General features: G+C 69.6%; 10 protein-coding genes. 5 read left to right on the plus strand and 5 right to left on the minus strand.

The genetic code is table 11. The features are described 5' to 3' along the window. Positions 1-334: 334 nt before the first annotated feature. Together J4030_RS06720 and J4030_RS06725 are read right to left on the minus strand one after the other, a co-directional pair. Positions 335-844 carry a DUF6328 family protein gene (locus tag J4030_RS06720; protein ID WP_208048448.1) on the minus strand — a complete coding sequence of 170 codons (510 nt, stop codon included), beginning with the start codon at positions 842-844 and terminating at the stop codon, positions 335-337. Continuing rightward, positions 813-2,222: an MFS transporter gene (locus J4030_RS06725; RefSeq protein ID WP_208048449.1), complete on the minus strand. Its 1,410-nt coding sequence runs from the start codon at positions 2,220-2,222 to the stop codon at positions 813-815. Before J4030_RS06725 ends, J4030_RS06720 begins: the two co-directional genes overlap by 32 nt. 64 nt (positions 2,223-2,286) lie before the next feature. Here J4030_RS06725 and J4030_RS06730 point away from each other — a divergent pair, with 64 nt between their 5' ends. Then, a complete protein-coding gene (locus J4030_RS06730) occupies positions 2,287-3,015 on the plus strand; it encodes a helix-turn-helix transcriptional regulator (RefSeq protein ID WP_208048450.1) in 729 nt (242 codons plus the stop codon). Positions 3,016-3,024: 9 nt separating this feature from the next. Here J4030_RS06730 and J4030_RS06735 read toward each other — a convergent pair whose 3' ends face one another. Further along, positions 3,025-3,582, minus strand: a complete 558-nt coding sequence (locus J4030_RS06735; protein WP_208048451.1) for a GNAT family N-acetyltransferase — start codon at positions 3,580-3,582, stop codon at positions 3,025-3,027. A 130-nt stretch (positions 3,583-3,712) separates the two neighbouring features. Between J4030_RS06735 and J4030_RS06740 the strand changes: the two genes are divergently transcribed. Further along, positions 3,713-5,956, plus strand: a complete 2,244-nt coding sequence (locus tag J4030_RS06740; RefSeq protein ID WP_208048452.1) for a hypothetical protein — start codon at positions 3,713-3,715, stop codon at positions 5,954-5,956. A 12-nt stretch (positions 5,957-5,968) separates the two neighbouring features. Here the strand turns inward: J4030_RS06740 and J4030_RS06745 are convergent, their stop codons facing one another. Further along, entirely contained in the window at positions 5,969-6,742 is a 774-nt protein-coding gene (locus tag J4030_RS06745; protein WP_208048453.1) for a hemerythrin domain-containing protein, read from the minus strand. A 102-nt stretch (positions 6,743-6,844) separates the two neighbouring features. Between J4030_RS06745 and J4030_RS18460 the strand changes: the two genes are divergently transcribed. After that, positions 6,845-7,900, plus strand: a complete 1,056-nt coding sequence (locus J4030_RS18460) for a helix-turn-helix transcriptional regulator (protein WP_208048454.1) — start codon at positions 6,845-6,847, stop codon at positions 7,898-7,900. A 224-nt stretch (positions 7,901-8,124) separates the two neighbouring features. Next, complete coding sequence (locus J4030_RS06755) at positions 8,125-9,435, plus strand: HNH endonuclease signature motif containing protein (protein ID WP_208048455.1); 1,311 nt, start codon at positions 8,125-8,127, stop codon at positions 9,433-9,435. Positions 9,436-9,688: 253 nt separating this feature from the next. Here the strand turns inward: J4030_RS06755 and J4030_RS06760 are convergent, their stop codons facing one another. Beyond that, positions 9,689-10,258, minus strand: a complete 570-nt coding sequence (locus J4030_RS06760; protein WP_208048456.1) for a DivIVA domain-containing protein — start codon at positions 10,256-10,258, stop codon at positions 9,689-9,691. A 75-nt stretch (positions 10,259-10,333) separates the two neighbouring features. Between J4030_RS06760 and galE the strand changes: the two genes are divergently transcribed. After that, the gene (gene galE / locus J4030_RS06765) at positions 10,334-11,356 is read left to right on the plus strand and encodes a UDP-glucose 4-epimerase GalE (protein ID WP_208048457.1); all 1,023 of its coding nucleotides are present in this window, start codon (positions 10,334-10,336) and stop codon (positions 11,354-11,356) included. The last annotated feature ends 22 nt before the right edge of the window (positions 11,357-11,378 follow it).

The following is an 11,378-nucleotide window of genomic DNA, read 5'->3' on the forward strand; positions in this document are numbered from 1 at the left end:
CACCCCGATCCTGCGGTGACAGTGAGGCTCTGGGAGAGCGGACGCTTCCCCGGGCTCACGCTGACGGCCCCGGTACGTGGTAAATCGGCGCTGCGGTCACTTTCTTGCCGCGGGTGCCGGATCGCAGGCGGCTTGGGAGGGCGGACGCTTCCCCGGCTCACGCTGCCGCCAGGAGTGCGTGGGAAATCGGCGCTGCGGTCACTTACCCACCCCGTGCACGACGGACCAGGTCGGGAATCGGCGCTGCGGTCACTTACCCACCCCGTGTACGGCGAACCCGGTCGGGAATCGGCGCTGCGGTCACTTACCCACGACCGGGAGTCGAGGGAACGGATCACCCATCAGGCGACCGGTCCGCCAAGGTGCGACGCCGGGCGGAGCGGCTCGCGCTCAACGGCAGCATGACCCACAACCCGACGAAGCTGAGCACGGCCACAGCGGCGGCGACGAGGCCGGCGGCTTGGCCCACGAGCAGGCTGAAGACGAGGAGCACGACCAGCACGATCGTCGCCGCGAGCGCCGCCAGTCCGGCCTTCGCCAGTCGACTCGCGAGGGTGACCAGGACGTCCTTCTCGTGACGACGGAACAGCAGTCGGTGCGAGCTGACCGGCGCGATCAGGAGGATGGTGGCGCTCACCGCGCAGACGACGGCTGCGGCGTACTCGCCGCGCTCGAGGCGGTCGAGTTCGCCGAACCGCTGCTGGAACGGCAACGTCAGCAGGAACCCGGCCAGGATCTGGACGCCGGTCTGGGTGACCCGCAGCTCCTGCAGCAACTCCTCCCAGTTGCGGTCCATCCGCTCGGTGGGGGTCTCACCTCGGTCGGGTGACACGTGATCGGTCATGGCCCAGTCTGTCCCCGCCGCCGGACGCAGCGGGGCGAAGCGGGAGAGCGAGCAACGCCGTGCCGAGGGCCAGGACCGCCGCCACCACCAGCGAGACCCGCAGGCCGCGCACGACCGAGTGCGCGGCGAACGCGCCGAACAGAGCCACCCCGATGACACTGCCGGCCTGTCGTGCGGTGTTGAGGGCGCCCGAGGCGATCCCCGAGCGAGTGCGGTCCACCGAACCGAGCAGTGCCGACGTCATCGCGGGCACGATCAGGCCGAGCGATGCGCCGAGCAGCGTGAGTTGCACGACCACCGCCGCGTACGGCGTGCCGCTGCCGGCGAAGAGCAGCGCCGCGAGTGCTGCCGCGAAGACGAGCGCAGAGACGGCGATGACTCGGCGAGTGCCGAATCTGGCGACAAGGCGGCCGGCGCCGACGTTGGCGAAGAGCACCACCACCGTCGTGGGAGCGAATGCCAACCCGGTGGCCAGCGGGGAGTATCCGCGGGCGGTCTGGAAGTAGAGGCCGAGCACGAAGATCAACCCGTAGAACGCGATGTTGATGATCAACCCGATCGCGGTCGTGGCCGCGAACGTCGGCGAGCGGAACAATCCGAGCGGCAAGAGCGGTGCCTCGCGCCGGCGTTCGACGTGCACGAAGCCGATCGAGGCCACGATCGCGACGGCGAGACCGGTCAGCACCAGCGGGTCGGCGAAGCCGCGCGACCCGCCCTCCACGACCGCAGCCGCGAGCGCCCCCAGCGTGACCACTCCCAGCAGTTGACCGGGAGGATCGACGGCGACGTGCGAGGAGCGCGACGTCTCGGTGGCGTAGCGCGCGATGAGCACCGCACCCAGCACCCCGAGCGGCAGGTTGATCAGGAAGATCCGCCGCCAGCTCGACAGCGCGATCAGCGCACCACCGAGCAGCGGTCCACCCGAGAGCCCCACGCTGGCGCCGGCCGCCCAGAGCCCGACCGCGCGCGCCCGGCCTGCGTCGTCGGGATACGCGTGGTTGAGCACGGTCAGCGAACACGGCACCAGGGCGGCCGCGCCGATGCCCTGCACGGCGCGGAACGCGATGAGCCAGCCGAGGTTCGGCGCCAACCCGCAGGCAATGGATGCCACTGTGAACAGGACGAATCCGGCGATGAGCAGTCGCTTGGCGCCGATCCGGTCGGCGAGCGAGCCCGCGGTCAGGATGAGTGCTGCGAACGTCACGGTGTAGGCGTCGACCACCCACTGCGCCGCGCCGATGCTGCCGCCGAGGTCGCCGCGGATCGAGGAGACCGCCACGTTGACCACGGTGACGTCCAACTGCACGGCGCCGTACCCGAGGCTCGTCCCGGCCAAGGCCAGCGCGGCGGATCCGGCGCGACGGTGCGATTCGGTCATGGCCCGACGCTAGGTGCGGGTTGCTTCGATCGCCGTCGAAGCGTTACGGACCTACCGTGAAGGTATGAGCGAGCTCGGCGACGTGGATCTGTCCGCGGTCGGTGCCGTCCTGGCCGACCCCGGACGCTGCCGGATGTTGCTGGCGCTGGACGACGGCCGGTCACTGCCGGCGTCCAGGCTGGCCGACGAGGCGGGTATCAGCCCGGCGACCGCGAGCAGTCACCTGCGCCGGCTGGTCGACGCGGGGATGCTCGTGGTCGAGCCGCACGGCAGGTACCGCTACTACCGACTCGCCGGCCCCGAGGTCGGGCGGCTCATCGAGACGTTGCAGCCGTTCGCGCCGCGCCGACCCGTCCGGTCGCTGCGACAGGGGACCCGAGCGGCCCAACTGCGTACGGCGCGCACCTGTTACGACCATCTGGCCGGTCGACTGGGCGTCGCGCTGATGACCTCGATGGTGGAGCGGGACCACCTCACCGGCGGCGACGGACAGCGCACCGCGGTCGAGGCTCCGCAGGGAGCCGGGCGCGAGGTCGACTACGAACTGACCGACTCCGGGCGCGCGTTCCTCGACGACTTCGACGTCACACTCGCACCCCGGCGCCGGACCGTCCGCTACTGCATCGACTGGACCGAGCAGCAACACCACCTCGGTGGGGCACTCGGGCGCGGGCTGTTCGATCAGATGCTCGCCCTGGACTGGGTACGGCGCGCGCCCGCACATCGCGCCGTCGAGGTCACCCGCTCCGGACGAGAGGGACTCGCCGCCACCTTCGGCATCGACGCACTTTGAGGTTGCGTCTCAGTGGGGATGAGCCGAGAGTGGCCGCTCGGATCTCACTCCGAGCCACTGCTCGGCGCCGTACTCATCGAATCGGCAGACCTCGACGAACCCCAGCTTCAGCGCGACACGCATCGAGCGGGCATTGGCGGTCTGGATGCACAGCACGACGGGTTCATCGGGGAGCTCGCCGTCGAACCAGTCCAGAGCCGCCGAGGATGCCTCGGCGGCATATCCGTGCCCCCACGCATGCGGCAAAAGCATGTAGCCGAGTTCCGCTTCCGAGCCTCGTCCTGGCAGATGCCCGGGACGATCCCCATCGCGTCGTTCGAACTCGATGAGACCGATCATCGCTCCTGCCAAGTCGATGACGAAGAGGCCCGGCCGCCGCCGGGGCCCGTCTGGCATCGCACGCTCGAACTCGTCACGCGGTCGAGGTCCGCCGAGGTAGCGGTTCGCCTCGGACGACGTGAACAGCTCGAGGAAGGCTGCGCGGTCGCCCGCCTCGGGTTCGCGGAGCAGGAGCCGCTCGGTTCTGATCGGCGAGGGTGGCCACTGCACGGGGCCCAGAGCTGCCATGCGGAGAAACTACCCACGGTCGCGCTGCCGACAAATCGACGACGCTCTCAGGGGTGCTGTTTCTGCTGCGCCCAGCGTTCACCCGACGGCCGTTGCGACGGCTTGCAGGATGCGCTGCGATGATCGCGCCGTGCCAGACGCGGACGGGGGACCGATTCATCACGTCCGCAGGGCATCGGGCTTCGCGTCCGGTGTCGTCGCGCTCGCTGCGAGCTGGGCCGTCGCGGCGCGGTACGGCGTCTCCTCGACCGACATCGTGCGCTATCTCCTGGCCACGCTCTGGTCGGTCCTCCTGCCGGGCGCGCTGGTCCACCGGGCACTGCGGGGCCGATCGCGCGACCTGCTGAGCGAGGTCACCTGGGCGTTCGTCGTCGGCCTGGTCCTGCAACTGGCGGCATGGGCGATCTTCGTGAGCCTCGGCATCGGCGGCTGGCTCGCGGCGTACCCGGTGGTCGTGCTCGCGGTCTTCGGCGCCGCTCCCTCGCTGCGGGTGCACCTGCGGCCAGGCCGGTACGACGGCCACACACCGACGCCGATCGCGTGGGGACTGACGGCGGCGTACGGGGCCTCGATCGGGCTGCTCGCGTACGGCACGTTCCGCGTCAGCCCGTTGCCGCCGAGCAGCCGCCTCTGGTACCAGGACCTCTACTGGCACGCCGCCATCAGCGCCGATGCCCGGCACTCGGTGCCGCCGGTCGTGCCGCAACTGGGCGACCAGACCCTCAAGTACCACTGGTTCTCCAACGCGCACATGGCCGCCGACTCACTGGTGTCCGGGGTCGACGTGCTGACGGTCACCGCCCGGCTCTGGTACCTGCCGGTGTACGCGGCGCTCACCGCCACGACCTACCTGTTGGCCGCCCACCTGACCCGGCGCGCCTGGGCGGGGCTCCTCGCGGCCGTGCTCATCCTCGTGCCGCCGGGCTTCCTTCTCGTGCAGTGGCTGCCCGGGTTGGCGCAGGACTCCTACATCCCGCTGTCCCCCTCGCAGATGTTCTCCCTGCCGATCATCGCGCTCACCGTCTGGCTGCTGATCGACGTCAGTCGGGCGCGCGCGACTACAGGTAACTGGACGCTGTTCGTGCTGATGGCGATCGGGCTCTCCGGAGCGAAGTCGTCCTCACTGCCGACGGTGCTGGGGGGCGCCGGGCTGGCGCTGCTCCTCTCCCTCGTACGCCGCACCGGGCGGGTGGCGGCTGCCTGCGCCACCCTGGCGGTGGCCGTGGTGATCGCCGTCAGCTCCCGCTTCGTGGCAGGCGGCACCAGTGGCTCGAGCTTCCGCCCGGACGCGACGGTGCGCTCCCTCGCGGCCTTCCACGAGTTCGCCGCGCACTCGCACCTGCAGCACCGCGCCCTGGCGGTGCTGTTGCTCCTGTTGATCCTGCTGCAGGTCGGCTACGGGCTGATCGGGCTCTTCCTCTTGCGCGCGCCGCACTCCGGCGACCCCGCCGTGTGGATCCTGCTCGGCGTCGAGATCTCCGCGCAGCTGGCGCTCTTCGTCATCGACCACCCGCAGGGGTCGCAGCTGTACTTCGTGCGCGGCACCGACCCGTTGTGGACCGTCTTCGGCGTCTGGGGATTCGCGGCCCTGGTGGCGCGTGCCCGACCCGCCGCCCGCTGGCGGATCGTCACGGCCGTGGTCGGCTTCGGAGTGCTCGGCACGGTGCTCGTCGAGGTGTGCCGGGCGCTGGGCGGACCGAGTCGCCCCACTGCCTCGGCCGTGCGGACCCTGGCCGTCGTGGTGCTCGTCGCGCTCGCGGTGCTGGCGATCACGTTGGTGCTGTGGATGATCCGCGGTCACTCGTCGTTGCGACGGGTGCTGCTGGCGGGAGTCGCGGGCGGTGTGCTGCTCGCGTCGGTGCTGCCGACGTTCCTCACCATGAGTCACTACGCGCAGTCCACCCGCGCCCGCAACCCGCCGTACGAGGGCCAACTCACCACGGCACAGGTGGCCGGCGCGCGGTGGCTGGCTGCGCATTCGCCGCAGGACGACCTCATCGCCACGAACGTCTACTGCGTCGGCACCCGGACCGTGCCGCACTGCGACGACCGCGCGTACTGGGTGCAGGGCTTGACCGAGCGCAACAGCTACCTCGGCGGGTGGGCGTACGAGGACCAGAACCAGGCCGACGTGCTCCACGACCCGCATGCGGCGTACCGACGGAGCTTCTGGGACCCGGCACGCCTGCGACTCAACGCCGCCGCATTCAGCTCACCGACGCCCGCCGTGCTGGACGCGCTCCACCGCAAGGGGGTGCGCTACCTGTACGCCGACGCCGCAGCCAGCCGCGTCTCGCCGCGGCTGCGGACCCTGACCGACCTGGTGTGGAGCAGCGGCCAGGTGCAGGTCTATCGGTTGCGCACACCCGCCTGATCGAACGGTCGGTCAGGGCTGCCGCGTGCCGTGCACCTGCAGCGCGCGGCGCGCATAGACCCGAGGTGCGATACGCGGGATGACCACCCGCGGCACTGTCGGCGCCGCCTTCAACATGTCGCGCAACACCGCCGGATCGCCCTCGTAGGCGAACATTCCGAAGACCAGCGGCAGCGTCGACTTGGGCAGCCCCGCCGCCCCCGCCTCGCCGATCGCGGCCCACTCGGCCTCGGTGAGCACACCGGCGGCGAGCGGGAGGACCGTGCGCTCCTCCAACTCCAGGTGCTCCTTCAACAGGTCGTACAACGTGCGCAACCGGCCGGCCAGTTCGTCCCGGTGAGTCGATGCGGCATCCCTGCGCCAGGCGGCGCGAGCGGCGGCGACGTCCGCCAGTGCCGCGTCGAGGCGCACGTGCTGACCCTCCACCTCGTCGATGAGGACGGTCGCCTGCGCGGGCACCCGTTCGCGCATCCGTGGCCAGAGCAACGCGTCCTCACCCTCGTGGTGGTGGTGCAGCATGTCGCAGAGCAGCCCGAGGTGCCGGTCGATGACCGCCGCGCGCTTGACCGCGCCCGGCTCGACCCGGGCGACCGCCTCCGGCAGCAGCCGGAACTCGCGCAGCATGGCGGTGTGCACGACGATCATGTCGCGCACGTCGACCAGTGGCGCCTCGGCGCCCTCGGCGACCGGCTGCTCGGCGGCGGTCTCGTCGGATCGGCAGACCCAGGCGGCCCGCTCGGCGTTCCACCAGCATCGGGTGGTGTGGCTGTGGGTGTCGGTGTTCATGCATCCAGCATCGAGATCCGTTCTCGCCGGGACCATCCCAGAAATGTGGGGACTTTCGCGGCATCGCCTCCGCCTCATCGAGGGGTGGGCCACCATGGACGGGTGACCACGCCGCGGCACCGTTCGCTGGCGGACGAGCTGTCCGTCGGCGCCCGCGGCGATGCCGACCTGACCGCGCTGGCAGCGCGGGTGTGCGCCGCCGTACGTCGCCACGTGCCGTTCGAGTTCGGCTGTCTGGCGACCACGGACCCGGCGACCGGTCTGATCAGCTGGACCTACAAGACGCGTCCCTTGGAGATCGGTGACGAGGAGTTCGCCGCGGCTGAGTACGGCGGCCCGGACATCAATCAGTTCAGTGAGATCGCCACGCGACACGACCAGGTCGGGGTACTCTCCATCGACACCGCGGGCGCTCCGCGAGATTGCCGCCGTTTTCGCGAATTCCTCGCCCCGCGTTTTGGATTCACCGATGAGCTGCGCGTCACATTCCGCGCGCAGGGGCTCGTCTGGGGTGCCCTCGCGATCTACCGCGGGCCCGGTGAACCGCCGTTCAGCGCCGCCGAGGCACGCGTGGTGTCGGCCGTGCACGTCCAGATCGCCGACCTGATCCGAGATGCGGCGTTCGGTTCGCGGCGTCCCGGCTCGGACCCGGTGAGCGGACCGTCGGTGATCATCGTCGACCGCCAGGACCGGGTCGCGAGCATCACGGCTGCGGCGACCGCACGGATCGAGGACCTCGGCGGGTGGGACCACGGCTCGCTGCCCGCGACGGTGCTGGCCGCGACGGCAGCTGCCCGCAGCACACCCGAGCTGGCGATGACCCGGGCCGCCGGGTGCTCGGGCACCTGGCTCACTGTGCGTGCCACGACGTTCGCCGCGACATCCGCGCACGAGGGCCCTGCGCCACGCGACGACGTGGTCGTCACCATCGAGAGTGCCACCCCGGCCGAGATCTGCGCGATGACGCTGGCCGCGCGCGGTCTCAGCCCGCGCGAGCAGGACGTGGCCGGGATGGTGCTGCAGGGGGCGGCCACGCAGGCCATCGCCGCCGCACTGCACCTGTCGCCGCACACCGTGCAGGACCACCTGAAATCGATCTTCGCCAAACTCGGCGTGAACAGTCGCCGGGAGATGGTCAGCCGCCTCGTACTTCATTGATCACTTGGTCCCTTCGGCGAGAACTCTTCCACTTCTTTGAAAGCGCCCTCCGTGAGGCCGGAAACACGCCACGCGGTCTTCGAATAAGGCAAGAAAATGGGGTGTGGATAGTACTACTGTAATGCGAACGGGTGTACTATATGGAGATGAGGCAGCCTCCCGAGACCACCGCATTTCCCGACCGGGATGTGTCGCAGGAATGCGATCCTCAGAGTTCTCTTCATATGCCTTCGCCGGCGGCAGATATCGATGTCACTGAGGCATTGCAACAATGCAGAAGTCTGCTCGCCGCTGCGTATTCCCAGGCGAAGAAGGACCGCCACCGACTCGGCCTCAGTGAGCTCGAGTCGCAGGCTGCCGAGTGTGCTGCGATCGTCAACGCGGCGACCGCAGTGCAGACCATTCGCGTCGCCCAGTACGCCGCGACCGAGCGGGCGAGCGACGCCGACGGTACGGACGTCGAGATCGACCGCGGCATCGGCCATGTCGAGGAATTCGCCGACACCGATCTCGCACCTGCCATGTGCTGGAGCGAACGGCAGGCCACCGCTCGGATCGCCGAGGCGGTCGACGCGGTCACCATCGCGCCCGCGCTGTTGGACCTCATGGGTGCGGGAGTCATCGACTCCTGGCGGTTGCGCCGAATCACCGAGGTCCTGGCCTACGCACCGCACGACATCGCGGGCGATGTCGTGGACACCCTCATCGCCCGCGGCGTCACCGGATGGACTCCGACGCAGGTCAGCCGGCGCACCCGCACCCTGCTGACGCGTCTGGACCCGATTGCCGCAGAGACCCAGCACAGCGCCGCCGCTCGTGATGCGGTGGGAGTGTTCGTATCCCCCTCCGCGCACAGCGGATACACCGATTGGCGGGCAACGCTGCCCACGGACCGCTCGAGCGCCGCGTACGCCGCGCTCGACGCACTGGCGCGGGAGTTGCACGCCGAGACCACCACCGGCAAGACGCTCGCCCAATGCCGTGCCGACGCCCTCACCGACCTCATCCTCGCCAACGCGCACATCGAGACCACCGTCGTCTTCCACGTGCCGGTCGACCGCGCATCGAAGACTCAGAGTCAGTCCGCGATCGGCGATGTTGCCGTTGCCGGCGTCGGGTCGATCAGTGGCGACACGATTCGGCGCCTGACGGCACAGCTGGGCACCCGCGTCGCTCGGGTGCTGACCGACCCGACCGCCGGCACCCACCTGGACACCACCACGCGCGCCTACTCCCCCACGATCGCGATCCGCAGGTTCGTCGAGACCAGGGATGAGCACTGCCGATTCCCCGGCTGCACCGCACCACCGAAGGACTGCGACGCCGACCACGTCATCCCCTGGCCGCGTGGGGAGACCACTCCCGCGAATCTACAATTGCTGTGCCGCCATCACCATCGAGCAAAGCATGAAACGGGCTGGCGGGTACGAATGAGCGACAACGGTGAATGCACCTGGACCAGCCCCACCGGGCGTATCTACGAAACTCGACCCGAGGCAATGATCGCGGCACGAGCGTCACGAATGATTGCCTGACCTACACCCTTCGAGAAATCAAGACGATCGTCGACTTTGACGTCGGCGTGCCAGGAACTCCATCGCGAGCGTCCACAGAATGCTCGAAATGACAGCAGCGACAATCGCCTGGGCAATCGGCTGGTGAAATATCCCGATATCGATCGCCAGCAAGATCGTCGCAAATAGCAGGCCGGACAGTACTTCGTGCCCCCGACCCTGGACAGGCATTCGCCAGTACGGCGATCACCGCCATGCTGTCGTCGCCGCGGGATCAGTGCAGGATCGGGCGGATCGTGCCGAGTTGGTCGAGGAAGACGTCGACCGCGATCGCGTCGTAACCACCCCGGCCGCGCTTGGGCGGATAGAAGCGCACCGTCTCGATCCTGGGCAGCTCCTCACCCTTCGCCATGGCGAGCAGCACCTGGTCGAGGAACGCGTCGACCTCACCCTCGTCGTACGCGCGGGACCCGGTGCGCCGGGCGAAGCAGATCTCCCTCACCCAGTCCTGCTGTTTGACGGTCCACTCCCGGCGGCCGCTACGGCCGTCCGCAGCGGCCGGCTGGGACGGGTTGGGCGGCGGCGAGGCCAGATCGAAGTCGTGCTGCCACGCCGCGACGTGTGCGAGCAGCGCATCGACCGCCTCGGGGGTGTAACCCTCGCGCAACCGCGCCCGGCGCAGGGCGAGCGTGGACACCTGCGGCACCTGCCGCTGCTGGCGCATCAGGATCGCGATACGGGCCAGCTGCCGGTCGACGTCCTCGACGCTGTAGCCGCCCCGTTGGCGTGGCAACCGCGCGGCGCGCACGGTGTCCACGTGCGTGGACGTCCACGGTGTGCTCATGCTCCCCACTCCACTGCTGCTGTGCTCCTCAGGACCCACCGACACCCTCGCATGCTGCCCGTAGGATCGCCTTCCATGCGCGTTCTCGTTTCCGGCGGCGCGGGTTACATCGGCTCACACACCGCCATCAATCTGCTCGCCCACGGCCATGATGTCGTGCTCGCCGACGATTTTGCCAACAGCAAACCGTCAGCCGTCGACCGGCTCGAGCAGGTGAGCGGCAAGCACGTCCCCCTGCACGCGATCGATCTGTGCGACGCCGACAAGACCGACCAGATCTTCGCCGAGCAGCCGATCGACGCCGTCATCCACTTCGCCGGCCTCAAAGCCGTCGGCGAGAGCGTCGGCAAGCCCCTGGAGTACTACCGCAACAACCTCGACAGCACCTTCTCGCTGCTCAGCGCCATGCGCCGCCACGGTGTGCACAGGTTCGTCTTCTCGTCCTCCGCGACGGTGTACGGCGACCACGCGCCCGTCCCGTACAACGAGGAGTACCAGCCCCTCTCGGCCGCGTCGCCCTACGGCCGCACGAAGGTGATGATCGAGCAGATCCTCACCGACACCGCTGCGGCCACCCCGGACCTGTCGGTCGCGCTGCTGCGTTACTTCAACCCGGTCGGCGCGCACCCGTCCGGCCGGATGGGCGAGGACCCGTCCGGAATCCCGAACAACCTGATGCCCTTCATCGCCCAGGTGGCGGTGGGACGGCGCGAGAAGCTCAGCATCTACGGCGGCGACTACCCCACCGCCGACGGCACCTGCGAGCGGGACTACATCCACGTCGAGGACCTCGCCGCCGGGCACGTCGCCGCGCTCGAACACCTCGATTCGATGGCCGAACCGGTCCGCGCGTTCAATCTCGGCACCGGCACGGGCACCTCGGTGCTGCAGTTGCTGCACGCCTTCGAGCGGGCCGTCGGCCACGAACTCCCCCACGAGATCGTCGACCGCCGCCCGGGTGACCTTCCCGCGTACTGGGCCGACCCCACCCGGGCGCACGAGGAGCTGGGGTGGACCGCCCACCGGTCCATCGACGACATGTGCGCCGACACGTGGCGCTGGCAGTCCCAGAACCCGCAGGGTTACCCGGCGAGCTGATCCGCCCGACACACAGGGTCGT

Source organism: Allobranchiibius sp. CTAmp26, assembly GCF_017565405.1.
Classification (GTDB): Bacteria; Actinomycetota; Actinomycetes; order Actinomycetales; family Dermatophilaceae; genus Allobranchiibius.